Annotated in this window: 25 protein-coding genes; 20 read left to right on the forward strand and 5 right to left on the reverse strand. The window is 70.8% G+C overall.

Going from position 1 to position 25208, the window contains the following annotated elements; all coding sequences use genetic code 11:
• Positions 1 to 129: 129 nt before the first annotated feature.
• On the forward strand, positions 130 to 504 hold the full coding sequence (locus tag ACQPY0_RS22280) for a DUF488 domain-containing protein (protein WP_432991842.1): 375 nt from the start codon (positions 130 to 132) through the stop codon (positions 502 to 504).
• A 195-nt stretch (positions 505 to 699) separates the two neighbouring features.
• Complete coding sequence (locus ACQPY0_RS22285) at positions 700 to 1014, forward strand: hypothetical protein (RefSeq protein WP_432991844.1); 315 nt, start codon at positions 700 to 702, stop codon at positions 1012 to 1014.
• Positions 1015 to 1375: 361 nt separating this feature from the next.
• Here ACQPY0_RS22285 and ACQPY0_RS22290 read toward each other — a convergent pair whose 3' ends face one another.
• Positions 1376 to 1969 carry a hypothetical protein gene (locus ACQPY0_RS22290; RefSeq protein WP_432991846.1) on the reverse strand — a complete coding sequence of 198 codons (594 nt, stop codon included), beginning with the start codon at positions 1967 to 1969 and terminating at the stop codon, positions 1376 to 1378.
• Positions 1970 to 2024: 55 nt separating this feature from the next.
• Here ACQPY0_RS22290 and ACQPY0_RS22295 point away from each other — a divergent pair, with 55 nt between their 5' ends.
• The 3 genes from ACQPY0_RS22295 (at position 2025) to ACQPY0_RS22305 (ending at position 5413) form a co-directional block, all read left to right on the forward strand.
• Positions 2025 to 3389: a hypothetical protein gene (locus ACQPY0_RS22295; protein ID WP_432991848.1), complete on the forward strand. Its 1365-nt coding sequence runs from the start codon at positions 2025 to 2027 to the stop codon at positions 3387 to 3389.
• A 141-nt stretch (positions 3390 to 3530) separates the two neighbouring features.
• Positions 3531 to 3899, forward strand: coding sequence for a hypothetical protein (locus tag ACQPY0_RS22300; RefSeq protein ID WP_432991850.1), 369 nt, complete (start codon positions 3531 to 3533; stop codon positions 3897 to 3899).
• 62 nt (positions 3900 to 3961) lie between these two features.
• Positions 3962 to 5413, forward strand: a complete 1452-nt coding sequence (locus tag ACQPY0_RS22305; RefSeq protein ID WP_432991852.1) for a fibronectin type III domain-containing protein — start codon at positions 3962 to 3964, stop codon at positions 5411 to 5413.
• A 35-nt stretch (positions 5414 to 5448) separates the two neighbouring features.
• Here the strand turns inward: ACQPY0_RS22305 and ACQPY0_RS22310 are convergent, their stop codons facing one another.
• The 3 genes from ACQPY0_RS22310 to ACQPY0_RS22320 all read right to left on the reverse strand — a co-directional run bounded on the left by ACQPY0_RS22310 (position 5449) and on the right by ACQPY0_RS22320 (position 8371).
• Positions 5449 to 5991 carry an AAA family ATPase gene (locus ACQPY0_RS22310; RefSeq protein ID WP_432991854.1) on the reverse strand — a complete coding sequence of 181 codons (543 nt, stop codon included), beginning with the start codon at positions 5989 to 5991 and terminating at the stop codon, positions 5449 to 5451.
• 92 nt (positions 5992 to 6083) lie between these two features.
• Positions 6084 to 7388: an amidohydrolase gene (locus ACQPY0_RS22315; protein WP_432991856.1), complete on the reverse strand. Its 1305-nt coding sequence runs from the start codon at positions 7386 to 7388 to the stop codon at positions 6084 to 6086.
• Positions 7385 to 8371 carry an LLM class flavin-dependent oxidoreductase gene (locus tag ACQPY0_RS22320; protein ID WP_432991858.1) on the reverse strand — a complete coding sequence of 329 codons (987 nt, stop codon included), beginning with the start codon at positions 8369 to 8371 and terminating at the stop codon, positions 7385 to 7387. Before ACQPY0_RS22320 ends, ACQPY0_RS22315 begins: the two co-directional genes overlap by 4 nt.
• 126 nt (positions 8372 to 8497) lie before the next feature.
• Between ACQPY0_RS22320 and ACQPY0_RS22325 the strand changes: the two genes are divergently transcribed.
• The 15 genes from ACQPY0_RS22325 (at position 8498) to speB (ending at position 23737) form a co-directional block, all read left to right on the forward strand.
• Positions 8498 to 9268 carry a FadR/GntR family transcriptional regulator gene (locus ACQPY0_RS22325; RefSeq protein ID WP_432991860.1) on the forward strand — a complete coding sequence of 257 codons (771 nt, stop codon included), beginning with the start codon at positions 8498 to 8500 and terminating at the stop codon, positions 9266 to 9268.
• A gap of 148 nt (positions 9269 to 9416) precedes the next feature.
• On the forward strand, positions 9417 to 10445 hold the full coding sequence (locus ACQPY0_RS22330) for an ABC transporter substrate-binding protein (protein ID WP_432991862.1): 1029 nt from the start codon (positions 9417 to 9419) through the stop codon (positions 10443 to 10445).
• Complete coding sequence (locus ACQPY0_RS22335) at positions 10442 to 11233, forward strand: ABC transporter ATP-binding protein (protein WP_432991864.1); 792 nt, start codon at positions 10442 to 10444, stop codon at positions 11231 to 11233. Before ACQPY0_RS22330 ends, ACQPY0_RS22335 begins: the two co-directional genes overlap by 4 nt.
• Before the next feature lie 3 nt (positions 11234 to 11236).
• A complete protein-coding gene (locus ACQPY0_RS22340; protein WP_432991866.1) occupies positions 11237 to 12082 on the forward strand; it encodes an ABC transporter permease in 846 nt (281 codons plus the stop codon).
• Between the two features lie 33 nt (positions 12083 to 12115).
• The gene (locus tag ACQPY0_RS22345; protein ID WP_432991868.1) at positions 12116 to 13372 is read left to right on the forward strand and encodes a M20 family metallopeptidase; all 1257 of its coding nucleotides are present in this window, start codon (positions 12116 to 12118) and stop codon (positions 13370 to 13372) included.
• Positions 13369 to 14727 carry a dihydroorotase gene (locus ACQPY0_RS22350; RefSeq protein WP_432991870.1) on the forward strand — a complete coding sequence of 453 codons (1359 nt, stop codon included), beginning with the start codon at positions 13369 to 13371 and terminating at the stop codon, positions 14725 to 14727. The genes ACQPY0_RS22345 and ACQPY0_RS22350 overlap by 4 nt, the downstream gene beginning before the upstream one ends.
• A 504-nt stretch (positions 14728 to 15231) precedes the next feature.
• On the forward strand, positions 15232 to 15840 hold the full coding sequence (locus ACQPY0_RS22355; RefSeq protein ID WP_432991872.1) for a helix-turn-helix domain-containing protein: 609 nt from the start codon (positions 15232 to 15234) through the stop codon (positions 15838 to 15840).
• Complete coding sequence (locus tag ACQPY0_RS22360) at positions 15837 to 16889, forward strand: LLM class flavin-dependent oxidoreductase (RefSeq protein WP_432991874.1); 1053 nt, start codon at positions 15837 to 15839, stop codon at positions 16887 to 16889. The genes ACQPY0_RS22355 and ACQPY0_RS22360 overlap by 4 nt, the downstream gene beginning before the upstream one ends.
• Positions 16879 to 18303: an argininosuccinate lyase gene (gene argH, locus ACQPY0_RS22365; RefSeq protein ID WP_432991876.1), complete on the forward strand. Its 1425-nt coding sequence runs from the start codon at positions 16879 to 16881 to the stop codon at positions 18301 to 18303. Before ACQPY0_RS22360 ends, argH begins: the two co-directional genes overlap by 11 nt.
• A complete protein-coding gene (locus ACQPY0_RS22370; protein ID WP_432991878.1) occupies positions 18300 to 19166 on the forward strand; it encodes a polysaccharide deacetylase family protein in 867 nt (288 codons plus the stop codon). The genes argH and ACQPY0_RS22370 overlap by 4 nt, the downstream gene beginning before the upstream one ends.
• A complete protein-coding gene (locus tag ACQPY0_RS22375; RefSeq protein WP_432991880.1) occupies positions 19163 to 20125 on the forward strand; it encodes a polysaccharide deacetylase family protein in 963 nt (320 codons plus the stop codon). The genes ACQPY0_RS22370 and ACQPY0_RS22375 overlap by 4 nt, the downstream gene beginning before the upstream one ends.
• A gap of 1 nt (position 20126) precedes the next feature.
• A complete protein-coding gene (locus ACQPY0_RS22380) occupies positions 20127 to 21044 on the forward strand; it encodes an ABC transporter substrate-binding protein (protein ID WP_432991882.1) in 918 nt (305 codons plus the stop codon).
• Between the two features lie 5 nt (positions 21045 to 21049).
• On the forward strand, positions 21050 to 21916 hold the full coding sequence (locus ACQPY0_RS22385) for an amino acid ABC transporter permease (RefSeq protein WP_432991884.1): 867 nt from the start codon (positions 21050 to 21052) through the stop codon (positions 21914 to 21916).
• On the forward strand, positions 21913 to 22683 hold the full coding sequence (locus tag ACQPY0_RS22390) for an amino acid ABC transporter ATP-binding protein (RefSeq protein ID WP_432991886.1): 771 nt from the start codon (positions 21913 to 21915) through the stop codon (positions 22681 to 22683). Before ACQPY0_RS22385 ends, ACQPY0_RS22390 begins: the two co-directional genes overlap by 4 nt.
• Positions 22684 to 22720: 37 nt before the next feature.
• Entirely contained in the window at positions 22721 to 23737 is a 1017-nt protein-coding gene (gene speB / locus ACQPY0_RS22395) for an agmatinase (RefSeq protein WP_432991888.1), read from the forward strand.
• 10 nt (positions 23738 to 23747) lie between these two features.
• Here speB and ACQPY0_RS22400 read toward each other — a convergent pair whose 3' ends face one another.
• Positions 23748 to 25190 carry an aldehyde dehydrogenase family protein gene (locus ACQPY0_RS22400; protein ID WP_432991890.1) on the reverse strand — a complete coding sequence of 481 codons (1443 nt, stop codon included), beginning with the start codon at positions 25188 to 25190 and terminating at the stop codon, positions 23748 to 23750.
• Positions 25191 to 25208 lie beyond the last annotated feature (18 nt).

Below are 25208 nucleotides of genomic sequence, written 5' to 3' on the forward strand. Positions count from 1 at the left end.
GCGGCCCACCGGTGGAGGGCGGTCTGGACATCACGCTGGCGTTCGGCTCGCCACCGATGTTCAACCCGGCCGTCCAGGACGACCCGATCGCGCAGGCGGATGATGGGAAGAAAATGGGGGAGTCGTGTCATGAGCACGGACATCAGATACCGCAGGATCTACGAGGAGTCCTCGCCCGAGGACGGCAAGCGGGTGCTGGTCGACCGCGTCTGGCCGCGGGGGATGCGCAAGCAGGACGCACACCTCGACGAGTGGCTGCGTGACGTCGCCCCGTCCACGGAACTGCGCCAATGGTACGGTCACGAGCCCAGCCGCTTCGACGAGTTCCGCCGCCGCTACCTCACCGAACTGCACGAGCCCGCGCGGCGCAGTGCCCTGGACCATCTGCGCGACATCGCGAGCCACGACAAGCTGACGCTGCTGACCGCCACCCACGATGTCGAACACAGCCAGGCCGCCGTCCTCACCGAATGGCTGACCAGCGCCGGCCGATCCAGCGCTTGATCCACCACGAGCCCCGGGCGGGTTGTGGCGTACGGCCTGCTCGCATACCGCCGGGCGGGGGTACCACCACTCGAACCGCGATCTACGATCAGCCGGGCCGTTCGGTAATTGCCCCGGCGTGACCTGCCCGGTCGATCGGGACGGCTCCCCGAATGCCGGGTTCTGCCGCCGGCCCGGCATCGACGCAGTCTGCCAGTGGACAGGATCGTGGAGTGGGCTGACAACGTGCTCGATGTGCTCCAGTTCGTCTGCAAGCTGATCTGCGACGCTCTGTTGGCCGCCGCGATCGTGGAGATCGGCATCATTTGCTTCTTCAACCCGATCGACACTCTGGTCTGCATCGCCGTACCTTGCGTGGCACGTCCTCTTCACCTGTCTCATCAAGAACCGGCCGGAGGACTGGCAGAGTTGGGCCGAGTGTTTCATCGACGCCGGGCCGCAGTACGTTGGGATCGGGTCCCCGAACCTGGGCTGGAAGGCGTTCCAGAAGCTGCCGTCAGGGGTGCGTAAGTGGATCGTCGAGAAGGCCGAAAGATGCCGATACCTTGGATGCCGGACTGGATGTCACCCCTGACCCCGGACTGGCTGTTCTGATGGCCGGCGGCGATCGGAACGGCGCGGGAGAGGCGAGGTATGCCAGCTTCCTCGTGGTGCTTGTGCTGGCCGCCGCCGGGCTCGTCTACCTGTGGGCCGAGACCGGCTTCTGGAACGCGGCCGGCCACCTGGTCTGGCCGACTCTGACCGCGGCCTTCTTCATCGCGGTCGCCGTTGTCGAGCGGATCGTCCGGCGACGCCGGCGGCCACCGCCACCCCCGCCCGGGAGTGAGCCGCGACGCGGATTGTGGACAATGCCGCGAAGCAGAGGTCGGCGCTACAGATCCAGGCGGTACCCCAGCCGCAGGCGTAGCTCCACGCATACCTCGTCGGCCGGGATCGTGTAGACCGGCGGGCCGGCCCAGTCGTAGTACTCGCGGTCGTGGTCGGCGAGGTCGTTCTCGGACAGGTCGAGCAGGGTGAGCTTGTCGAGGGCCGCCGCGCGTAACAGCGCGCCCAGGCCCGCACAGCGTACGTTGCGTAGCAGCAGTTCCCGCAGTGCGGGCATCGCCGCGTCGGCCAGTGCTTCGAAGCCTTCCGGCGTCACCGGGTTGCCGCTGAGGTCGAGCCGGGTCACGGTGGTGCGCAGACGGCTGGTGGTGAGCGCGCGGATGCCGGCGTGGCCGACCGCGTTGCCGACCAGCTCCAGGTGCGTCACGGCGGTCAATGCGGGGTTGGCCGCCAATGCCGCGGTCCCGCCGTCGCCGAGCCGGTTGTGGTGCAGCGTGAGCCGTTCCACGTCGGCGAAGCGGGTGTCGGTGCGCAGCAGATCGTACGAGTCGGGCTCCAGCCCGACGTCGCGCAACGTCACCGACCGGGTCTGCGCGGCCCGGCCCAGCTGGTCGGCCAACTCCCGATGCCCATCGTTCATGCGGTCCGCACCCTCTCTGCGGGAGACTGTAGCCACCCGTTGCTACCGTGCGGCGATGCGGGCTCGCGGCGGAGCGGACGGGGACCGGCACTGTCCGGTCCGCCGCCCGGAGCTGGTGTCCACGGTGCGGGTGCCGGACGCCTGGCACGAGTCGTATCTGCCGCCGGCGGTCGGCGACGGGCGGCTGCTCGTCGCCGCGGGGTCCGCATGCGACCCGGTGACCGGCACCGTGCCGGCGCTCATCGCGCTCGACGCGCGCTCGGCGGTGGAGCGGTTCCGGGTGCGGGTGCCGCTCGGGTGGCGGGGAGCGGACGGGTGTCAGGTGGGCGTGCCCCGCCCGCTGCCGGACGCCCGCATCCTGCTGCCGGTCTACCAGTGGGACGAGTCGTTCACGGTGTACCTGGTCGACGCGCACGGGCGGATCCTGCGCGCGGACGATCTCGCCGGCGGCCGGGAGTCGGCACTGGACGTGTACGGCGCCGACGTGAGCGTCAAGCTGTGGCAGGAGCCGCTCGCGGTGGGGACCGGCGCCTATCTCGCGTCGTGGGTGTACCGCGCCTACTCCTGGCATCTGCAGTGCCGGGACCTGGCGACCGGGGCGCTGCGCTGGGAGGCGGCGGAGCGGGCTCTCGCCGCGGCCGGGGACGTCGCCGTCACCGAGACCGCGCCGGGCCAGGAACATGGGGGCGAGATCGTTTGCCGGGCGATCGCCGACGGCCGCGAACGGTGGCGGCTGCCGCCGGCCCAGATCTTCCCGCGGCGGGCCCGCTCGTTCGGCGCGGTGGTGGGCGACACGGCGGTGCTGGTGGACCGCGGGCGCAGGCTCGCCGCGGCCGCGGCCCGGGAGGAGGCGATCGTCGCACGCGCGGCGGAGCTCGACGTGGAACCCGACCTCGACGACCTGGCTCGAGCCTGGGAACGGCGGCATCCTGCGCCGGGGGAGGAGCTGGTCGGGTACGACCTGGCCGGCGGGCGTGAGCGGTGGCGGTATCCGGTGCACGGCGAGGTCGTCTCGATCGCCGACGGCCCCGCGATGGTCTGTGCCGTGGTCGTCGACGGCCAGCGGCGCTACCGGCTGGAGCGGATCCTTGTGGACGGGCCGCGGCCGCGCCGCAGTGAACCCGCTGAGATCGACGTCGATGCCGTCGGCGACGTCGCGCGTCGGGACCCGCCGGTGATCGCGTACGTGGACGCCACCCATCTGCTGCTGGCGAGCTCGACCGAGCTTGTGTGCGTGTCAACCCCCACGCCGCGGACGGTCGTGTGGCGGCTCCCGTTGCCGGACAGCCCGCTGGTGCCCCGGCCGAACCCCGGTGACCGCCGGATTCTCGGCGCCTCGATCGCCGTCGCGCACGGCCGCGTCTGGGTGCGCGGCGCCGGCTCGGTATGGGTCTTCGCCGAGGCGGCCGCCGGCTCGTAGCCAGTCCGATCCGGCGGCCGACGCAACGAAAGTGATCCGACGTTTGTGCGTCGAATCCCCTCCTGGACGTCGGCATGGCGGCCACTTGCGAGTGAATCATTGGATGTCTATATTCGTGGGCAGCTATCTAAATCGGTCCGCGTGATGGAGGAGTACATGGTCAAAGTGCGCAGGGTGCTGGCCACGCTGTTGATCGCGGCCGGGCTGTTGTTGGTGCCGGAGGCGGCACATGCCGCCGGCGGCGTGTGCGGCATGGGGCTGACCGGCAACTACATCACCGTGTCCTTCACCTTTAACCCCAGCTGCGGTACCGGATTCGGCAACAACGCCGCCAACGTGGTGTCGAGCGACGGGTATCCCATGTACACCAACTTCGAAGCCTGTGAGTGGGGTCTGCACCCCGCCAACTGGGTGTTCGTCGGCCCTACCACCTACACCGAGGCGTGCGGCTTCGGCATGTACAACCTCGGACCCCAGTCGAGAATCGTGAAGGTCCGGCCGAACCCCTGACGTTGACATCTACAGAAAGCATTGTTTACTGTTTCTCGGCGTCTCCGTAGAGAGGATCGCCGATGCGTCCGCTCGTCGCCCCAGCCGCCGCGCTGGCCGCCCTGCTGACCGTGCTCGCCGTCACCACCGGCGCCGCGACCGCCGCCCCCGGCCCGGCCCCGCTGGCGCCGGCCGACCTGACCGGTTCGGTCGCCGTGACCGGCATCTCCCTGTCCTGGCGGCAGCCGGCGGGCGGACCCGCGGTCGCGTCGTTCCGCGTCTACGAGGGCGGCGCGGTCGTGCGGCGCACAGCGACGACGTCGGCCCCGATGCAGTACATCGGTGTCAACACCACCCACACCTATACGGTGACCGCGGTCTCCTTCAACGGCGTGGAGTCGCCCCCGTCGGCGCCGTTCACGGGCACCACCTGGACGCCCGGCATGGCGCCCCAGTGCGACGAGCCCGCGCCGCTCACCGTCTTCGACGTGACGTCCTCCGCCCTGTCGGTGCGCTGGTCGGTGGGCCGGGCGTCGCCGCAGCTCGCCCTGACGGTCAACGGCCGCGACTACGGCATCGTGCCCGGCACGAGTCTGCGCGTCGGCGGCCTCACCCCCGACACCGCGTACGCGATCGCCCTGCGCCGCGTCAACTGCGACCAGCGCAACCCGGCAGTCGGCTACGCCGCCACCCGCACGCTGCCCGGCGCGACCAACGCGGCCGCCGCGCCGCGGAACCTCTCCGCCACCGCCCAGACCGACCGCTCGATCGGCCTGACCTGGTCGGCCCCGTCCGACGGCTCCTACATCCACCAGTATGCGATCTACGACGGTGCCTACCGGGTCGCCACGACGTGGACCCCGTCGGCGACGGTCACCGGCCTGTTCCACAACACCGTGCACCGCTTCACCGTGGCGGCGCTGGACGTGGCCGGCAACGAGTCGGAACACAGCCCCGTCCTGTCCCCCTCGACCACCCCCTGCCCGGTTCACCCGCCGTCCCCGTCCCGGGTGACCGCCACCGCCGTCACCGCGTCGACCCTGCGCCTGGACTGGACCCTCGAGTCGGCCGCCGGCTCCTACACGGTGCTGGACGGCGACAGCGCCGTCGCCACCGTCACCGACCCGGCCGCGGTGCTCACGGGCCTGGCGCCGGCCTCGCCACACAGCCTGCGCGTGGTCGGCTCGCTGCCCGGCTGCCCCGACACGCCCGCCTCGGCGCCGCTGACCGTGACCACGCTGCCGGGCCCCGCCGGCCGTCCGGCGGCCCCGCTGGGCTTCCACGCGGCCCAGCCGACGATCGTCAACACCTACGACGCCGACGTCCCGCTGTCCTGGACCCCGGCGCCCGGCCTGGCCTACCGCCTGTACGACGGCGCCACGGTGGTCGGCACGTACCCGGGCAACGCCGTGACCCTGCGCACCCGTGGCGCCGAACGCCACCAGTACCGCCTGACCGCGCTCGACGCGAACGGCGACGAGTCCCCGCCGACCGCCCCGGTCGACGTGATCACCCCGTTCCTGGTCGCCCCGTGACGTCGCGGCGCGGGCGGTAAGGGATGATCGTTCGGTCACCGGGACCGGCCCAGAGCGGCGACGACCGCGTCCAGCCGGCCCTCAAGCGGCCCGTTCAACTCCAGCACTGGTACGTCTTCCCAGGCGTCCAGCGGATCGCCGTAGACCAACTCCAGCAGTGCGTCATTCATTCGCGAACGGAGCCCGGGCAGCTCCGCAGCCGGCAGACCTCGCTCCGTCTCGGGCGTAGTCGGCGTGACAACCAGCAGATCGAGATTCGCGAAGGCCGAACGGAGCGTTGCGCCATCGGCCTCATCCGAGGGGTCCGCACCCGTCGCGGCCAGGTATGCGAGGTAGTCCAACGGCGTGCGGTCAAAGACGACCCCCGGCAGCAACGGCGGCGATCCCAGACTCTGTGCCGAGCGTGCCAGCAGCGCCCGGTAATCCTCCAGCGATGGCGGGAACTGGAACTCGTACCCCTCCTCGACGAGCAGGTAGTACGGTTCGTCCACCGCCACGTGGTCCGGTAGGTGTGCACACAGCGCCTCGACCAGGGTCGTCTTCCCGGTTCCATGCGTCCCGGAGATTCCGACTCTCATCCGCTGCTCCTGCCCATCGGTGGACGACTCCGGGCGATCTTATGGCTTCCGTGCCGTGCGCTCTGCGTTTCTCCGGAAGAGACGGCCGCCAGCTACGGTGCGGCTGTGAGCCGCAGGACGGTGCCGGCCAGGACGGTGACGGCCGGCGGCAGGCTCGCCTCGTCGACGTCGAACCGCGGGGTGTGGGTGGTGCCGGGCAGGTGTGAGCCGATGTGCAGGTAGGTGGCCTGGCCGCCGCGCTCCTGCACCCGGCGCATCATGGCCGCCGCGTCGTCACTGGCTTCGTACGCCATCGTGTCGTGGACGGTGATGCCCGGCTGTTCGGCGGCCACCTCGCCGACGAGCGTGGCGAGTTCCCGGTCGCTGTCGGCGGCCGGGCTGCGGCCGACCACCTCGACGGTCGCGGTCACGTCGAAGGCGTGCGCGATGCCCTCCACCAGCCTGTGCATTCCGGCCAGCAGAGCGTCGGCGTCCTCGTTGCGATCCGCCCGTACTTCGGCCAGGAGCAGGGCCTCGCCGGGCACCACGTTGCGGGCCCGGCCGGAGTCGATGCGTCCGATGTTGGTGAGTCCCGATCCGCCTGGGCGGCGTGGGATGGCATGGGCGAGCAGGGCGATGGCGGAGGCGGCGTCCACGGCGGAGCGCCCGAGATGCGGCGCCAGGCCGAAGTGGGCTTCGCGGCCGCGGATGTGGATGTCGATTTTCGTGGTCGCGAGCAGGCCGTGCACCCCCGGGCAGAGGTGTCCGGTGCCGAACCAGGGCCGGGCGGCGTTGTGCAGCCCGAGGAAGTAGTCGGTTCGGTCCAACCAGCCGGCTTGGACGATGGCGTCGGCGCCGCGGGTGCCCTCCTCGGCCGGTTGGAAGATGAACTGCACGGCACCGCGCCGGGGCGCGCCGAGGTCACGCAGCACGCGGGCGACGCCGGCGACGACGGCGGCATGTGCGTCATGACCGCAGGCGTGCATGATCCCGGCGCGGCTGGACCGGTACCCCCCGGCATGGGGCGTGTGATCCGGGTCCGTGGACTCGTCGATGGGCAGTGCGTCGATGTCGGCCCGCAGCGTGACGACGGGGCCGGGCCGGCCGCTGTCCAGCGTGGTGATGAGGCCGGTGCCGGCGCGCATCGTCGCGAGGTCGGCTTCGCTCACGCCCGCCGCGCCGGCCGCGGCGGCCAGGACGGTGGCGTCGGGGACACCCAGGCGGGTCGCGCCGCGGTACAGGTCAGTGCCGGCGATGATGTCGGTGATGCCGACGGCGTGCAGCTCGTCGCGCAGGCGGGCGGTGGTGTAGTACTCGCTCCAGCCCAGTTCGGGGTGCCGGTGCAGGTCGCGGCGCAGCGCCCGGACATGGGCGGCGGCGGCGTCGACGGCGGCGCGCAGGTCGCTGGCGGGGTTCATAGGCGGGGGAGTACCTGCTCACCGAACAGCCGCGTGGCGGCCAGTGCCAGGTCGTCGTCCAACCCGGGGAGCTGGATGCGGAGCAGGAGGTTGCCGGCGCCGAGCTTGTCCCGGATGGGCAGGCACTGCTCGTATACCTCGTCCGGGGATCCGACCAGGTATCGGGTGGCGGAGAACTCGCGGAAGTCGGCGTCAGTGCCGTCGGCCGGGAAATCGGCGTAGATGCGCGAGGCCTGGTACTTGAGGGCGGCCAGGCCATCGGTCCACGCGTCGCGGGAGTCGGCGGCCACGTATGCTTCGCGGCGGACGATGATCTCGCCGTCCTCGGGGTCACGTCCGAGGCTGCGCAGCTCGTCGTGGTACGCCTCGCGCACGTCGAGCATCTCGGCGAAGCTCAGCGACGGGCCGATGACCAGCGCGTCGGCGAACCGGGCGGCCCGCCGGGCACCGGCCGGACTGATCGCGCCGTACCAGATCGGCGGCGCCGGCTGCTGCACCGGTCGCGGGGTGACGGTGATGCCGGAGAACTGGAAGTACTTGCCCTGGTGGCTCACGGTCGGCGTGGTGAAGACCTTCCGGATCACCTCGAGCGCTTCTTCCGAGCGACTGACCCGCTGCCGGTACGGGATCTGCAGCGCCTCGAACTCCGCGGCGCTGTGTCCCATGCCGGCCCCCAGCACGGCCCGGCCGCGGGAGAGATTGTCCAGGGTGAGGACGTCTTCGGCGATCTTGATCGGGTGCTGGAACGGGAGGATCACGATGTCGGTCCCGATGCGCAGGTTGCGGGTCCGTGCGGCGATGGCGCCGCAGAGCACGAACGGCGACGGTATCCAGCCCTCGGCCTTGAAGTGGTGCTCCGACACGACCGCACTGTCGTACCCGAGTTCGTCGGCGATCTCGGCCTGGGTGAGGGCAGCATCGTAGAGGTCGGGCCAGCTGGACTGGTCCACGGCGGTGCACGAGAAGTGCAGGCCTACCTTCATGTGATCTCCTTGGCGCCAGTCAACAGGTCATCTGATGTTCTGATGTCCGTGGTCAGAGGATAGGCCAGCGACGCGTTAACATCAATCGTCCGGTGACAGTGGCCGGCCCGCCTGAGAAGGGGATCGATGGATATTCGTTCCAGCCAGGTCGCGGACCTCGGCACCTGGGTCCGCCCCGCCCGTGAGCGCCTGGCCGACACGGTGGCGGGCAAGCTGACCGAGGACATCGCCACCGGGGCCATTCCGCCGGGCGTCCGGTTGCCCAACGAACAGGAACTCGCCAACCACTTCGGTGTCGGCAAGTCGGTCATCCGGGAAGCGATGAAGGTGGTCGCGATCCGTGGCCTCGTCACCGTGCAGCAAGGCACCGGCACCGTGGTGAACCCGCGCGGTCAGTGGAACCTGCACGACCCCGGCGTGGTCCGCGCGATGCGCTACCACCTGCATCCGGGGCAGTTGGTCGAGGTGCGCCGGCTGCTGGAACCCGAGATGGCCCGCCTGGCCGCGTCCCGGGCGGAGGAGCCGGACCTGGCCCGGCTGCGCGACATCCTCGACCGGCAGGCGCAGATGCAGACCAAGCACGAGGTCGCGCTGTGGAGCCTGGAGTTTCACGAGGCGATTGCCGAGGCGACCCACAACCCGATCTACGGCATCCTGACCAGTGCCCTGCGCGCGTTGATGGTCATGAAGCTGGCCGACGGCAGTGCGCGGCCGGATTCGTCGATGAAGCCCGAGTGGACCGTGGACACCGACCACCGCAAGATCTACGAGGCGATCGAGAGCCGTGATCCGCAGCGCGCTCACGACTACGCGCTGGCCCATCTGGACCAGCTGGGGCCGCATTGGGAGTGGCTGTCCACCGAGTCCGGTTGGGGTGCCGCGCCGCCGGTGGACTGACCGTTCCGCCTGGTCCGGCGCTTGCTGCCGGCCGCGATCTCGCTCTTGACTCGGTCGGGGCCGACCCATAGCATCCGGTCATCAGATGACCGTATGACCTGTGGTTGACGGCTTCTGCGAACTCCTGGCGAGAGAGGCGCACCCCCAAATGGTGATCAAGAGACGGCTCGCCGGTTGTGCGGCCGTGCTGCTCGTGGTGGCCGGCCTAGCGGCCTGCGGTACCAAGGAGAAGGCCGGCTCGGGCGGCGGCGGCGCCACCGAGACCATCAAGATCGCGCTGCACTTCAACGTGCCCCAGCCGTCCTGGATCGGTATCTACATGGCCCAGGAGAAGGGCTTCTACACCGCCCAGGGCATCCAGCTGGATCTGCAGTACCTCAAGGGCTCGACCCTGGCCGTGCAGTCCACCGGCTCCGGGCAGAGCCAGATCGGCCTGGCCGCACCCGACTCGGTACTGGCCGGCAAGGACAAGAACCTGCCCGTCACCGTGGTGGCCAATCACATCCAGAACGACGCCACCGGCGTCATCCTCAAGAGCAAGGAGCCGGTGAGCGGGCTCGATGCCCTACGCGGGAAGACCATCGCCACCGCCCAGGCGTCCGCCGAGGCGGGCCTGTTCGCGGCCCAGCTCAAGCAGCGGGGGCTCACCGACAAGGTGACCGTGCTCAATGTCGATGCTCAGGCCAAGTGCACATTGATGCTCAGTGGCAAGGCCGACGGCTGCACCGGGTTCAGCTACGCGCAGTTCATCCAGATGCAGCTCAAGGGCGAGGACGTCCAGTTCATCCCGTTCAGCTCGCCCGATCGGCCGCTGCCCGGCGCGGTCATCATGGTCAACAACAACTACCTCGCGCAACACGCGGACGTCGTCAAGCGCTTCCTGCAGGCGACCTACCAGGGGTACCAGGCGGCGGAGAAGGACCAGGCCGGCTCGATCGCGCTCATCCAGAAGCTCGACACCACCGATCCCGCGGATCAGCTCGCCAAGGCCGTCCCGATCATCTTCCAGCTCAGTCACAGCGACCGTACCCGCGACAACGGCTGGGGTGCGATGACCGACGCGGTGTGGCAGAACCTGGTCGACGAGCTGGTGTCCGGCGCCGTGCTCAAGACCGCGCCCGACCTCAAGGGGCTCTACGCCAACGACTACCTGCCGGCCGACCGTTCATGGACGTGACCGCGGTGGCCGCGGCGCAGCTGTGCGGGCGCCATCTCGGCGTGACGTACCAAGGCGTGGACGGCACCACGGTCGAGGCCCTGCACGACGTCTCGTTCACGGTGCCCGCCGACCGGTTCATCTCGCTGGTCGGGCCGTCCGGCTGCGGCAAGACCACGCTCCTGAAGATCTTCGGTGACCTGCTGGAGCCGACGTCGGGGGAGCTGACGATCGCCGGTGCGCGGCCGGCCGAGCTGCGCCGGCAGCGGCAGATCGGGCACATGTTCCAGGACGCCACGCTGTTGCCCTGGAAGACGATCGGCAACAACATCCGGTTGCTGAGCGCGGTCGCGGGCCGGCCCATCACCGGCGAGCGGGTCGAGGAACTGGCGGAGATGGTGGGGCTGGGCGGGTTTCTCGACCGGTACCCGCACGAGCTCTCCGGCGGCATGCGTCAGCGGGCCGCCCTGGCCCGGGCGTACGCGCTGGACCCACGCATCCTGCTCATGGACGAGCCGTTCGGGGCGCTGGACGAGATCACCCGGGAGCGGATGAACACCGAACTGCTGCGCATCTGGGAGCGGCGCCGCCAAACGGTGATCTTCGTGACCCACAGCATCGGCGAGGCGGTGTACCTGTCCGACACCATCTTCGTGATGGCGCCCCGGCCCGGCCGGGTCATCGCGCAGATCGATGTCGACCTGCCCCGGCCGCGCCGCGCCGACCTGCGGTTCGGCAGCGAGATGACCGAGTACGTGCGGATCGTGCACGAGCACCTGCTCGCCGGCATGACCACGGCGGAGGGGTGAGGCGTGACCGGAAAACCTTGGCTGCGGCGCCTGTTGCCGGTCGCCTCGATTCTCGTCGTCCTGGTGCTGTGGCAGGTGCTCGTCACCGTCATGGACGTCGACGAGTTCGTGCTGCCCGCTCCGTCGGCGATCGCCGCCGCGCTGCTCGACAACACCGGGACCCTCGCCGAGAACGCGCTCACCACGCTGCTGGAACTCGGCGTCGGGTACGCGCTCGGGGTGGCCGTCGGGCTGGTGCTCGCGGTCGCCATGACCGTGCTGCCGCTGTTCCGGCTGGCCGTGTATCCGCTGGTCGTGGCCTCCCAGACCATCCCGAAGATCGCCATCGCCCCGCTGCTGATCCTCTGGTTCGGCGTGGGCCTGATGCCCAAGGTGCTCGTCATCGCGCTGCTCGCCTTCTTCCCGGTGCTCATCAACACGGTGTCCGGGCTGGAAAGCGCCGACCGCGGCCAGCTCGAACTGCTGCGGTCGGTCAACGCGAATGCCCGCCAGGTGTACCTGCACGTGCGTCTGCCGGCGGCGGTACCGTTTCTGTTCGCCGGTCTGAAACTCGCCCTGACGGTCAGCGTCATCGGCGCCATCGTCGGCGAGTGGGTGGCCGCCAACGCCGGGCTCGGATACCTGCTGATCGCGTTCAACGCCTCCCTGCAGACCCGGGAGCTGTTCGCCACCCTGGTCGTGCTGGTCCTGATCAGCTCGGTCACCTTCCTGCTCATCTCCGTCGTCGAACGGCGGCTGTCCTGGGAGGCGCGGCTACGCCGCACCGGCGGCGGCACGGTCAACGCCCGGGGTTCCGGGCGTGGCCGGCAGCGGACCGCACCGCCGGACCCGCTGCGCGAGCAGATGTAACCGAGCCTTCCGACCCGAAAGCCGAGAACCTTCGTGAGCCCCGACCCAACCTGCCTGACGAACCAGACGGTGGCCGACGTCATCGTCGACCGCGAACTCGCCGACCTCACCGCCAAGCTGGTGGCAACCCCGAGCCAATGCGGCATCGACGATGAGGGCCCCTGCGCCGAACTGGTCGCCGACACCCTGCGCGCCGCGGGCATCGAGGTCGACCTGCCCGAGATCGCCCCTGGGCGGCCCAACGTGGTCGCCCGGCTGCGCGGCACGGGCGACGGCCCGGCGCTGATGCTCAACGGCCACCTCGACACCACGCCGATGGATGCCAACTGGCCGAGCGGGCACACGGTGCGCCAGGTGGGCGGGGTCATCGAGGGGCACGGCGCGCGCAACATGAAAGGCGGCCTGGCCGCGCTGACCTACGCCGCGGTGGCGGTCAAGCGGCTCGGCGTGCCGCTGGCCGGCGACCTGTGGGTCACCGCCGTCATGGGCCACCATGACGGCGGCGTCGGCACCCGGGCCATGCTCGCCGACGGGCTGCGCACCGAGTACGCGATCATCCCCGAACCGACCGACCTGGGCATCCGTACCATCCAGATCGGCAGCCTGGTGGTCGATGTGAACCTGCGCGGGCGCACCGGCCCGGCGGGTGGCGCCGATCTGTTCCGGCAGTACGCGACGCTCGATGACCTGCCGGTCGACGTGATCGACGCACTGCCCGACGTGCTCCGCGCGATCGATCGGGTGCGGCTCACCCACCGACCCGACCCCGCCATGCCCGACATGCCACACGTACAGGTACGGCAGGTCATCGCCGGGTACGGGCCGACCCGGCTGCCGATGGCCTTCGCCCCCGACTCCGCCCTGCTGCGCCTCGGCGTCTCCACCGTCGCCGGGCAGGAGCCCCGGCAGATCACCGCTGACCTGGACGCCGCCCTCGATGCGGTGCGGCGCGCCCGCCCCGGGCTGGACGTCACCGTCACCGCCCGACCCGGGTACCGGGAGCCGCTGAACATCAGCCCGGACAGCGCGGTGGTGACCGCCCTGGCCGAGGCCCATCAGACGGTCGCCGGTACCGCGCCGCAGATCGGCGCCATCCTGCCCAACTCCTACTTCGGGTGCGACGGGCTCATCATGGCGGCGGCGGGCTGCGCCGCGGTCAGCTACGGGCCGGCCGGGCACGCATACCGGCGGGCCAACCGGGGCCGGGTGGCAACGGCCGACCTGCGCACCTGCGCGCAGACCATCGCACTGGCCGCGGTGCGGTTGTGCGGCGCCCGGGACGCGCGTTGACCCGGTACGACCTGGCCGTGCTCGGCGGCCTGGTGGTCTCCCCGGCCGGCTGCCACCCGGGCGGGGTCGCGGTGCGCGACGGCCGGATCGCCGCGCTGAGCGCACCGGACGTCGAACTGGACGCCGCTCGGGTGATCGACGCCACGGGCCGCTGGGTGATGCCAGGCATGGTTGACATCCATGTCCATCTACGCGATCCGGGGTACCCCGACAAGGAGGATTTCGCCACGGGTACCCGGGCCGCCGCTCACGGCGGCGTCACCACCATCGGGGACATGCCCAACAACCAGCCGCCGACCAGCACCGCCGCCCGGTACCGGCAGAAGCTGGAATCGGTGCGCGGCAAGGCACACGTCGACTTCGGCCTGTGGGCGGCCGGCGTCGACCCCGACGAGTTCGAGGCGTTCGCCGACCTGGGCGCGCTGGGCCTCAAGGTGTACCTGGCCGGCCCGGCCCAGGGCGCGCAGTACTCCGACGACCTGATGGTCCGCGACGACGGTCACCTGCTCGCCGTGCTGTCCGGCGCGGCCCGCGTCGGCCTGCCGGTGGCGGTGCACCTGGCCAACCCCGCGATCGAGAACCGGTGGCGAGCGGCCTGGCACGGCCGGTCCTTCGCCGAACTGGCCGACGCCGTCGCCGCCGAATCCCGCCTCGACAAGGTCGAGTCCGCGCAACGGGTCCTGCTGCTGGCCCGGGAAACCGGTGCGCATGTCCACCTGGTGCACATCTCGGCGGCGGCCCTGCCGCTGGTACGCCGGGCCAAGGCGGACGGGGTACGGGTCACCGCCGAATCCTTCCTGCCGTTCATGTCCACCGAACTGATCGCCTCGGCCGGCGTCCTGGGCTTCGACCGGTACCGCCGACCCGACGAGGTGTCCGCGCTGTGGCAGGCCATGCGCACCGGCCTGATCGACTCGCTGGCCACCGACCACGCGCCGCACACGCTCGCCGAGAAGAGCCGGGGCGAGCAGGTCCTGCTCGACTCCCCGTCCGGCTACCCGGAACTCGACACCGCCCTGCGGATGCTGCTCACCGAGGTCATCGACGGACGGCTGAGCCTGGCGCGGCTGGTCGAGCTGGCCTGCGCCGCCCCGGCACGCATCGCCGGACTGTACGGCCGCAAAGGAGTCATCCGGCCGGGCGCCGACGCGGACCTGATCCTCGTCGACCCGGACGCGAACGGGTGCATCACTGAGGAAACGCTGCAGACCAAAGCCGGGTGGACCCCGTTCGCGGGCCGGCGGGTGCGCGGTGAACTGGCCGAGGTGATCCTTCGGGGGCGCACCATCTGCACCGGCGACCGGGTCACGACACACCCGGGCCAGGGCGAACCGCTGCGCCGCCGGAACCCGTGACGGCTTGTCGCGCTGAAGGGCCCACGCGGGAACGGCCCCGGCGCCCGGCACCGGACGTTGCGAGGACCTGGCGACGTCCGTAGCTGTCGTGCGGCCTGGCCTGCTGGGGCGGCTCCCGGGCGGGTGAGCGGGCCGCTGCGCAGCGGCGAACCGAAGATCACCATCGAAACACCGTGGCGTAGCCGGCCGAGCGCCGGCCGGTGTTGATGCCCGAGGCCACGCCCGCGTCGTGTGGTCCACGCCGGAGGTGCCGCCCGGCGCGCCTGGCCGCAGCTCGCCCAACGCCCAACCGTCGCGGCCCGCCGCCCTGTCGCACCGCTGCCCAGACCCTGCCGCCGTGTCCGCGCGTCGATGCCCCGGAACCGGCGATGACCACGGACCCGGCGCCCGGCTCAAGTTTCGTCCTGGAGCCCTCTTCCGATAACCGAGGACACATGGTTTCCTGTCATGAAACATCTGTGTCCTGGCAGGGGAACAACCCGCGTCGACGACGGTGAGGTACGAATGCCGAACAAACGTCCCAGCGAGAACGCTGACGGTCCCGACGCGGCGGTCGCGGTACTGGGCGCCCGCCTCCGGGAGGTCCGGCTGCGGCGGCGCGAAACGCTCGACTCGCTGGCGGGGCGCTGCGGTCTGACCAAGAGCTTCCTGTCCAAGCTCGAGCGCGGGCACGCGTCGGTCTCGATGGGGGCCCTGCTGCGCATCTGCGCCGCGCTCGACGTCCAGTTGGCCGAGATCATGAACGGCCCGGAGGGACGCCTGGTCCGCGCCGGTGCCCTTACGCAGGTGGCGCTCGGTGGCGAAGGGCTGACCGAGTACCAGCTCACGCCGGCCGACGAGCATCGGCTCCAGGTCCTGCTCAGCGAGATCAGGCCCGGCGGGGGCTCCGGCCAGGAGTACTACACGTTTCCGGTCGAAGTGGAGTTCGTTCACGTCATCAGGGGTCTGTTGACGGTCTCCCTGGAGGACGAGGTCTACGAGCTCTCGGCCGGTGACTCGCTGACGTTCGTCAGCGTGCCGCATGCCTTCCACAATCCCGGCCCCGACCCGGCGACGGTGCTGTGGGTGGTAACCCCGGCACTTCCCACCAACCAATCAAGGAACTCCTCATGACCGCGACCGCGCAACGACGCCTGGGCTTTGCCGTCGGCTACGACCCGTCGGCGTCGGTGGCAGCCATGGCCACGCTGATGCAGCGGGCCGAGCAACACGGCTTCGACATGGGCTTCTTCTCCGAAACCTTCTACACCAACCGGGACTCCGTCTCGGCCATCGCGTCGTTCGCCGGGGCGACCGGCCGGATGGCGCTCGGCACCACGCAGGTGGTGCGGCTGCGCAGCCCGCTGGTGATGGCCCAGACCGCCGCCACCCTGGACGAGCTCACCGGCGGACGGTTCGTCCTGGTGGTCGGTGCCTGCACGGACAAGCACGCCGCTCGCAACGGCCTGCCGCCGCAGAAGCCGGCGGTGGTCCTGCGCGAGTACGTGGAGTGCGTCAGGCAGCTGCTCACGGGCAAGCCGGTCACCTTCCACGGCCAGTTCGTCAGCCTTGACGGCGTCGGCCTGAACTGGACCCCCTCGCGCAGCGACATCCCGATCTGGATCGCCGGGGCCAGCCCGCTGGGGCTGCGCATCTCGGGCGGGATCGGGGACGGGGTCCTGCTCGACGCCGGGACGTCACCGGAGTACAGCGCCAACGCGCTGGCCATCGTCCGGGAGGCACGGGCAGCCGCCGGCCGGAGCATGGACGGGTTCACTGTCGCGCAGCTCATCAACACCTCGATCGAGGAGACGAAGGCCGCGGCGCTGGACGCGGTGCGCTGGGAGATCGCGTCCAAGTTCAAGTATCCGTCCACGGCACGCGGGAAGGTCCTCGTCGGCGAGCCGAACATCAGCGCCGACGCGCCGGCCGAACTGTCCGCCATCTTCCATGAGCAGGGGTACGACGCGCTGCTGGCGGCGCTCCCGGACTCCTATGTGGACGCACTGACGGCTTCGGGTCCCGTCCCGGAGGTCAGGCGGCGGCTGGAGCGCTACCGCGCCGCCGGTGTGGACGTGCCACTGGTGCGGGCCGCCTCCACGGCACAGGTGGACAGGCTGCTGGCCGCGGCCGGTGAACTGACCGCGCAGACGCACGCCTCGGAGGTCCCGGATGTCCAGTGACGGGAAGCTGTGGGGTGGCCGTTTCGCCGACGGCCCCGCGCCGGAGCTCACCGCCTTGTCCCGCTCCGAACCGCGCTACTTCGACCTGCTGCCGTACGACGTCGCGGGATCCCAGGCGCACGTCGAAGGCCTCCGCCGGCTCGGACTGCTCACCGACGACGAGGCCGGGCGGATCGTCGCGGAACTCGACGCCATCGTCGCCGACCACCGCGCCGGCACACTCGCGCCGACGCCGGCCGACGAGGACGTCCACGGATTCGTCGAACGGGTCCTGGCGCAACGGCTGGGTGCGCTGGCGGGCAAGGTCCGGGCCGGACGCTCCCGAAACGACCAGGCGGCCAACAACCTGCGGCTCTACCTCCGCGACCAGGTGCGGGTGGTGCACGGTCAGCTGCTGGACGTCGCGGCGGCGCTGGTCGACCAGGCGCGCCGGCACCTGCACACCCTGGCCCCGGGCTTCACCCATCTGCAACCGGCCCAGCCGATCGTCTTCGGGCACCTGCTGGCTGCCCACGCCCAGAGCCTGTGCCGGGACGCCGGCCGCATCCGGGACTGGGACGCGCGAGTCGCGTTCTCCCCGCTGGGTGCGGCCGCCCTGGGCGGTTCCCCGATCGTCCCGCACCCGCAGCACGCGGCACGACAGCTCGGCTACTCCGGCGTGTGCCCCAACTCCATCGACGCCGTGTCCGCCCGCGACCACGTGGCCGAGTTTCTGTTCGTGGCGTCGATGACCGGTATCCACCTGTCCAGGCTGGCGGACGAGATCTGCATGTGGGTCTCCGACCAGTTCCGGTGGGCGCGGCTGCACGACTCGTACTCGACCGGCAGCTCCATCATGCCGCAGAAGAAGAACCCGGACATCGCCGAACTCACCCGGGGCAAGGCCGGCCGGCTGATGGGCAACCTCACCGGCCTGCTGGGCGCGCTGAAGGGCCTTCCGCTGGCGTACAACCGGGACCTCGCGGAGGACAAGCGCGCCGCGATGGACAGCGTGGACACCCTGTTGCTGACGCTGCCGGCGATGGCGGGGCTGATCCGCACCCTCGAGTTCGACGCCGACCGGATGCGCCGCGACGCGTCGGCCCGCTTCACGCTCGCCACCGAGGTCGCGGACTGGCTGGCGCTGCGCGGCGTCCCGTTCAGCGAGGCGCACGAGATCACGGGCCGGCTGGTGCGGCTGTGCGAGGAGCGGGGGTGTGACCTCCCGGACCTGGATGCGGCCGCCCTGCGAAGCGTCGACTCCCGGCTCGGGCCGGACGTTCTCGCCATCCTCGACCTCGAGTCGGCCGTGGCCAGGCGCACCGCACCGGGCGCGACCGCACCGCAACGGGTCGCCGAACAGCTCGAAGACCTCGCTGCGGAGGTGTCCGACGCCCGCGGCTGGGCGACGCCGTACACCGGTCCGCGGACATGACCGCGGACACATGGCCGGGCGGCGCCACGTCGTGTGTCGCGCTCGCCTTCGACCTCGACGGCCCGACCGGCGTGGGGATGATCGACGGGAGCATCTGGCGGTCGCCGCGACACTTCAGCCTGGGCGGGTACGACGCGTACCGGGCGCTGCCCCGGGTGCTCGATCTGCTGGACCGCTTCGGGATCCCGGCCACCTTCTTCGTCCCGGCGGCCGTGGTCGAGCTGTGGCCGGACGCCTGTCGCGGCATCGTCGACCGGGGGCACGAGGTGGCCCACCACGGCTACCAGCACGAGTGCTACTGGGACCTGACACCGGACGAGCAGCACGAGGTGCTGACCCGCTCGCAGGCGGTGTTCCGCAAGCACTTCGGTATGGCGGCCGTGGGATTCCGGACCCCGTCGGGTGACTGGCACCCGCAGACGCCCCGGCTGCTGCTGGAGCACGGCATCTTCTACTCCAGCTCGATGCGCGACGACGAGCGCCCGTACCGGCACACCGTCGACGGCCAGGTCTCGGAGCTGATCGAGATCCCGGCGCGGGTCGACCTCGACGACTACGCCTACTTCGCCTACCACCGCGACCCCGACTTCCCGCGTGGCCAGGACCGCATCGCCAGTTATCGGCTGACGCTCGACAACTGGCGGCGCGAGTTCGACGGGCACCACCGCGCCGGAGCCTGTCTGACGACCATCTGGCATCCGAAGGTGTCCGCCACTCCAGGGCGGGCGATCGTCCTGGAGCGACTGCTGGAGCACATGACGGCGGGCGGCGACGTCTGGTTCGCGCGCTGCCGCGAGGTGGCCCAGTGGTGGCTTGCCCGGCCCGAAACCGGGCGTCCACCGGTCGCCGGGGGCGTGGCATGAGCGCCGAACGGGCGGCCACCGCGCCCGTGGTCCATGAGGACGGCCGGCCGCGGTGGCCCGCGGGGATGTCGTGCGCGGCGCTGGTCACGGTGAACTTCGACGCCGAGACCCTGCTGCTGGCGCAGGATCCGGCGATGGCCGACCGGCAGAAGACGCTCTCCGTCATGCGGTACGGAGCGACCCGCGGGTCCCAGCGCCTCCTGGACGTGCTCGACGGTGCGGGCACTCCGGCCGCCTGGTTCGTGCCGGCCGCGACGGCCGCCGCTCATCCGTCGGTCGTGCGGGACGTGGCACGATCGGGCCACTCGGTCGGGCTGCGCGGCGACGCCTTCGAGCGCTTCGACCGGATGGACGCCGAGTCCCGGGTCGGGATGCTCAACCGCGCCGCCGAGTCGCTGGTGGCGATCACCGGCACGCCCGTACGCGGTTTCCGCCTGCCGGTGGGCGAGTGGCCGTTGCCGCTCGCCGCCGAGCTGATGGACACCGGCATCAACTGGTCGTCCTCGTGGTTCGGCGACGACACACCGTTCGTGTTGCCCGCCGGTCACGGCCGGTCGCTGGTCGAGCTGCCGATCAGCCACGCGCTCGACGACCGGGCGGCGTTCTTCTGGAACGTCAACCCGCCGTTCCCCGCCGGGCAGTCGAGGATCGCGCCCTACGGCGAGGTCCTGGACAACTGGCTCCTGGAGTTCGAGGGCTGCCGCCGTGAAGGACTCCTGTTCGTCCTGCAGCTGCATCCCGAGATCTGTGGCACCCCCGGGCGGATTCAGCTTGTCGAGGACGTGCTGTCCACGCTCGTCGGCTCCGGGGACGTGTGGCTCCCCAGCGCCGACCGGATGGCCGCCTGGTGGGCCGATCACCACCCGCTCAACCCGGCCGGACATCCGGCAGACGTCTTCCTCAGCAACGTCGTCACCACCCCCACATCTGAGAAGTACGGACACCCGAAAGAGGCATGACATGTCGTTACGTCACCATGTGCGCCGGTCCCGGCCGCTCGCCTACGCCGCGCTGCTCGCCACCGCCGTGCTGACGGTCTCGGCCTGCGGCGACGACTCCGCCGACACCTCCGGTAACTCCGGTGCCCCGAGCGCTGCCCCCGCCAAGACCATCCAGGTGACCCTGCCCGACGACATCCGCTCCAAGGGTGTGTTGCGCGTCGGCACGAGCTTCAACTTCCCCCCGATGAACTTCAAGAACGACAAGAACGGGTACGACGGCATCGAGCCGGCGCTGATGGACGCCCTCGGCCAGAAGCTCGGTCTGAAGATCGAACGCGTGGAGTCGAACTTCGCCGGTCTGCTGCCGGGCCTGAAAGCGGACCGGTTCGACATCGTCACCTCCGGCATGAACGACACCGCCGAACGCCAGAAGGAGGTCGACTTCGTCGACTACCTGGAAAGCGGCTTGTCGGTGCTGGTGAAGAAGGGCAACCCGCGTGGCATCGACGGACCGGGCGACCTGTGCGGCATGAACGTCGGCGAGACGGTCGGCAGTGTCTACATCGAGCAGCTCGAAGGCTTCTCCGCCACCTGCAAGTCCGAGGGCAAGCAACCCATCCAGGTCCAGACGTTGCCCACCGGGTCCGAGGTCGCCCAGGCGATCGTGACCGGCCGGATCGACGCGACCTTCGCCAACCACGTCGCCAACCTCTACTTCGCCAAGCAGACCGGCGGGCAGCTGGCGGTGACGGGGGAGCGGCTGAGCGCCGCTCCGATGGGCATCGCCGTGCCCAAGGGCGACACCGTGCTGGCCGAGGCGATCCGGGCCGGGCTGGCCGCCATGATCGAGGACGGCACGTACGAGCGCATCCTCAAGGAGTGGGGGGTCTCGGACGCCGGCCTGAAGACGATCACCGTGAACGGGAAGGCAGCCTGACCGTGGTGCTGAAGACCCTTCGGTACCGCCGCGCCAGACCTGCCGGCCTGGATGAGGTCGTGGTGCCCCAGCGGCACCTGTCGCGGTGGATCCTGGCCGCCGTCCTCCTGCTGTTCGCCGTGATGATCGGCGAGGGTCTGGTGACCAACCCGGCGATGCGCTGGGACGTGGTCGGGGATTACCTGTTCTCGGAGCCGGTGCTCGAAGGCCTGGTCACGACGTTGGAGATCACCGTCGTCGCCATGGCGATCGGCATCGTTCTCGGTGCCTTCCTCGCCATCATGCGGCTGTCGGCCAATCCGGTGCTCGTCGCGGTGAGCATCGGCTACTCGGCGCTCTTCCGCAGCATCCCCGTCCTGGTCCAGTTGCTGTTCTGGTTCTTCCTGTCGGCGATCCTGCCAACCATCGGCGTGGGCATCCCGTTCGGCCCGGTCTTCGCCGAGGCCGAGACCAACTCGCTGATCACCCGCTTCGGGGCGGCCCTGCTCGGCCTCGGGCTGGCGGAGGCGGCGTACATGTCGGAGATCATCCGCGCCGGCATCCTCAGCGTCCCTCGTGGACAGTCCGAGGCGGCCGCGGCCCTGGGCATGTCCCGCGGCAAGGCACTGCGCCGGATCATCCTGCCCCAGGCCATGCGGATCATCGTCCCGCCGACCGGCAACCAGGCGATCTCCATGCTGAAGATGACCTCGCTGGTCATCGCGATCTCGCTGCCCGACCTGCTGACCTCGGTACAGATCATCTACGCCCGCAACTTCCTGCAGATCCCGCTGCTCACCGTGGCGTGCATCTGGTACCTGCTGATGACGGGCGTGCTCAGCCTCGGCCAGTTCTACCTCGAACGGCGCTTCGGCAAGGGAGCCACAACATGACAGGAGAACCGCTGGTCAGTGCCCAAGGAGTCACCAAGAGCTTCGGCTCGGTGCAGGCGCTGCGCGGGGTCGACCTGGAGGTTTTCCGCGGCGAGGTGGTGTGCCTGATCGGGCCCTCGGGCTCGGGCAAGAGCACGCTCCTGCGCTGCGTGAACCACCTGGAGAAGGTCGACTCCGGCCGGTTGACCGTGGACGGCGAACTGGTCGGCTACCGCCGGGCGAGAGGCAAGCTCTACGAGCTTCGCGAGAAGGAGATCTGCCGCCGGCGCGCCGACATCGGCATGGTCTTCCAGAACTTCAACCTGTTTCCCCATCTCACCGTCCTGGACAACCTGATCGAGGCCCCGCTGCAGGTCCGCCGGGAACCCAAGGCCCAGGCGGTCGACCGCGCCCGGACCCTGCTCGGACGGGTGGGCCTGGCCGACAAGGCGGACGCCCACCCGGCACACCTCTCCGGCGGGCAGCAGCAGCGGGTCGCGATCGCGCGGGCACTCGCCATGCGGCCCACGCTGATGCTCTTCGACGAACCGACCTCGGCCCTGGACCCCGAACTGGTCGGTGAGGTGCTGGACGTGATGCGCGATCTGGCCGCGGAGGGCATGACCATGCTCGTGGTCACCCACGAGATGGGCTTCGCCCGGGAGTCCGCCGACCGGGTCGTCTTCATGGCGGACGGTGCCGTGGTCGAGTCCGGCCCGCCGGGTGAGCTGTTCGGCTCGCCGAAGCATCCCCGTACACGTGCGTTCCTGTCCAAGGTACTGGTGTGAGCCGGTGTCCTTCCACTCCTCAGCCCACTGAAAGGCGTTGACTTCGTTGCCCCACACCTCGAAGGCCGGCCCGGCCGGCACCACCGAAGGCGATCCCGCCGTGCCCATCGGCCCGGTGGACGCGAGTCGGGTGCCCAGGTTCGCCGGGCCGGCCACCTTCGCCCGCCTTCCCCGGCTGGACCAGGTCACCCGCTACGACGTCGCCGTGGTCGGCGTGCCGTTCGACACCGGTGTGTCGTACCGGCCCGGCGCCCGCTTCGGCCCGGCACACGTCCGCGAGAGCTCCCGACTGCTCCGGCCGTACAACCCGGTGCTCGACGTCGAACCGTTCGCGGCCATGCAGGTGGTCGACGCCGGGGACATCGCGTGCAGCCCGTTCGTGATCGAGGAGGCGATCACGGAGATCGAACGCGGCGCCGACGCGTTGCTCGACACGGCCAGCCGGCTGGTGACCATCGGCGGTGACCACACCATCGCGCTGCCGCTGCTGCGGTCGGTGGCCCGCCGGTACGGGCCGGTCGCGGTGGTGCACTTCGACGCCCATCTGGACACCTGGGACACCTACTTCGGCGCGGAGTACACCCACGGCACCCCGTTCCGTCGTGCCTCCGAGGAAGGCCTGATCGACCGGGAGGCCAGTGTGCACGTCGGCGTCCGGGGCCCGCTGTACGGACCGGACGACCTCACCGACGACCGGCGCCTCGGGTTCGCCGCGGTGACCTGCCCGGACATCGCCGCCGACGGGGTGGCCGGTGCGATCGAGCGAATCCACGCGCGCATCGGCGACCGGCCGGTGTACGTCTCGGTCGACATCGACGTGCTGGATCCGGCACACGCGCCGGGTACCGGCACGCCCGAGCCCGGCGGACTGACCAGCCGTGAACTTCTCGCCGTCCTACGGTCGCTGCGGGACCTCAACATCGTCTCGGCGGACGTCGTCGAGGTGGCACCGGCGTACGACCATGCTCAGCTGACCGGGTTCGCCGGTGCCCACGTCGCGTACGAACTGCTGTCCGCGATGACCCCGGGCGGGTCGGCGCGCGGCCGCGGCTGAGCCCGCGGTCCTACAGGTCGACGCCGGTCAGCACCATGACCCGCTCGTAGGTGTAGTCGGTCATCGCGTAGCGCACGCCCTCGCGTCCCACGCCGGAGTCCTTGACACCGCCGTAGGGCATCTGGTCCGCGCGGTAGGACGGCACGTCGCCGATGATGACGCCGCCGACCTCGAGTTCGCGGTGGGCGCGGAACGCCAGGTGGATGTCGTGGGTGAAGACCCCCGCCTGGAGGCCGAACCTGGACTCGTTGATCCGCTGGAAGGCGTCGTCGGCGCCATCGACCCGCTGCAGGACGAGGACCGGCCCGAAGACCTCCTCGCACACCACCTTGGCGCCGGCCGGCGCGTCTTCGAGCACGGTCGGGGCGTAGGTGGTGCCGTTGCGGACGCCGCCGGTGAGCACCCGCGCGCCGGCGGCGACGGCCTCGTCCACCCATTGCTCCACCCGTTCGGCCGCCGCCGCGTCGATCAGCGGGCCGACCCTGGTCCGCTCATCGGCCGGGTCGCCGGTGGGCAGCGCCTCGACCGCGGCCACGAGGCGCTGCTGCACCTCTGCGTACACCGCCGCGTCGGCGTAGACGCGCTGGACGCTGATGCACGACTGGCCGGCCTGGTAGTTGGCGAAGGTCGCGATCCGCCCGGCGGCCCGGTCCAGGTCCCCCGGCCGGCAGAAGTCGGCGCCGACATAGGCCGCCGCGTTGCCCCCGAGTTCGAGGACGACGTGCTTGTGCGGGACGGCCGCCGCGATGGCCCGGCCGACCGGGCCGGAACCGGTGAAGGAGACGATCGGCAGGCGGTCGTCGGCCACCAACGCCGGGGCCTTCGCGTCGGGCACGTTGAGCACGCTCACCATGCCGGCGGGCAGCCGGAGCCCGGCGATGATCTCACCGAGCAGCAGCGCGGAGAGCGGCGTCCTGGGCGCCGGCTTGACGACCACCGGGGCACCCACCGCGATCGCCGGGGCGACCTTGTGCGCGACCAGGTTCAGTGGAAAGTTGAACGGGGAGACGGCCAGCACGGGGCCTTTGGGGATCCGGCGGACGTAGGCGAGCCGGCCCTCGGCGGCAGCGTCCGTGTCGAGCCGCATCACCTCGCCGGACCAGACGCGGGTGGCTTCGGCGGCCGTGCGGAACACCGAGATCGCGCGGCCGACCTCGGCACGGGCCCAGAACAGTGGCTTGCCGCTCTCCGCCGTGATCAGCCGGGCGAACTCCTCGGCCCGCTCGGCGAGGGCCCGGCCGACCTCGGCCAGCGCGTCGGCGCGGGTGTGGATCGGCAGCGCGGCGGCCTCGTCGCGGACGGCGACGGCGGCGGCGACCGCCCGCTCCACCTGGTCGTCGGTGGCGTGGCTCGTCGTCGCGACGAGGTGGTTGTCGTACGGGCTGCGGACCTCGAACGTCGTCTCCCCGTGAACCGCAACTCCGGCGACCCACAGCGGCATCAAGTCGGTCATGGCTGCCAAGCTAGGCAA

It is taken from the genome of Dactylosporangium sp. CA-233914, from assembly GCF_050942935.1.
Classification (GTDB): Bacteria; Actinomycetota; Actinomycetes; order Mycobacteriales; family Micromonosporaceae; genus Dactylosporangium.

What these genes read in the sequence shown, in the direction of transcription:
- ACQPY0_RS22310 (WP_432991854.1), bottom strand. Translation starts at nt 5,991, where the DNA reads ATGAGAGTCGGAATCTCCGGGACGCATGGAACCGGGAAGACGACCCTG.
- ACQPY0_RS22315 (WP_432991856.1), bottom strand. Translation starts at nt 7,388, where the DNA reads ATGAACCCCGCCAGCGACCTGCGCGCCGCCGTCGACGCCGCCGCCGCC.
- ACQPY0_RS22375 (WP_432991880.1), top strand. Translation starts at nt 19,163, where the DNA reads ATGAGCGCCGAACGGGCGGCCACCGCGCCCGTGGTCCATGAGGACGGC.
- ACQPY0_RS22355 (WP_432991872.1), top strand. Translation starts at nt 15,232, where the DNA reads ATGCCGAACAAACGTCCCAGCGAGAACGCTGACGGTCCCGACGCGGCG.
- ACQPY0_RS22360 (WP_432991874.1), top strand. Translation starts at nt 15,837, where the DNA reads ATGACCGCGACCGCGCAACGACGCCTGGGCTTTGCCGTCGGCTACGAC.
- ACQPY0_RS22380 (WP_432991882.1), top strand. Translation starts at nt 20,127, where the DNA reads ATGTCGTTACGTCACCATGTGCGCCGGTCCCGGCCGCTCGCCTACGCC.
- ACQPY0_RS22325 (WP_432991860.1), top strand. Translation starts at nt 8,498, where the DNA reads ATGGATATTCGTTCCAGCCAGGTCGCGGACCTCGGCACCTGGGTCCGC.
- ACQPY0_RS22330 (WP_432991862.1), top strand. Translation starts at nt 9,417, where the DNA reads ATGGTGATCAAGAGACGGCTCGCCGGTTGTGCGGCCGTGCTGCTCGTG.
- ACQPY0_RS22295 (WP_432991848.1), top strand. Translation starts at nt 2,025, where the DNA reads ATGCGGGCTCGCGGCGGAGCGGACGGGGACCGGCACTGTCCGGTCCGC.
- ACQPY0_RS22370 (WP_432991878.1), top strand. Translation starts at nt 18,300, where the DNA reads ATGACCGCGGACACATGGCCGGGCGGCGCCACGTCGTGTGTCGCGCTC.
- ACQPY0_RS22305 (WP_432991852.1), top strand. Translation starts at nt 3,962, where the DNA reads ATGCGTCCGCTCGTCGCCCCAGCCGCCGCGCTGGCCGCCCTGCTGACC.
- ACQPY0_RS22400 (WP_432991890.1), bottom strand. Translation starts at nt 25,190, where the DNA reads ATGACCGACTTGATGCCGCTGTGGGTCGCCGGAGTTGCGGTTCACGGG.
- ACQPY0_RS22280 (WP_432991842.1), top strand. Translation starts at nt 130, where the DNA reads ATGAGCACGGACATCAGATACCGCAGGATCTACGAGGAGTCCTCGCCC.
- ACQPY0_RS22290 (WP_432991846.1), bottom strand. Translation starts at nt 1,969, where the DNA reads ATGAACGATGGGCATCGGGAGTTGGCCGACCAGCTGGGCCGGGCCGCG.
- argH (WP_432991876.1), top strand. Translation starts at nt 16,879, where the DNA reads ATGTCCAGTGACGGGAAGCTGTGGGGTGGCCGTTTCGCCGACGGCCCC.
- ACQPY0_RS22320 (WP_432991858.1), bottom strand. Translation starts at nt 8,371, where the DNA reads ATGAAGGTAGGCCTGCACTTCTCGTGCACCGCCGTGGACCAGTCCAGC.
- ACQPY0_RS22390 (WP_432991886.1), top strand. Translation starts at nt 21,913, where the DNA reads ATGACAGGAGAACCGCTGGTCAGTGCCCAAGGAGTCACCAAGAGCTTC.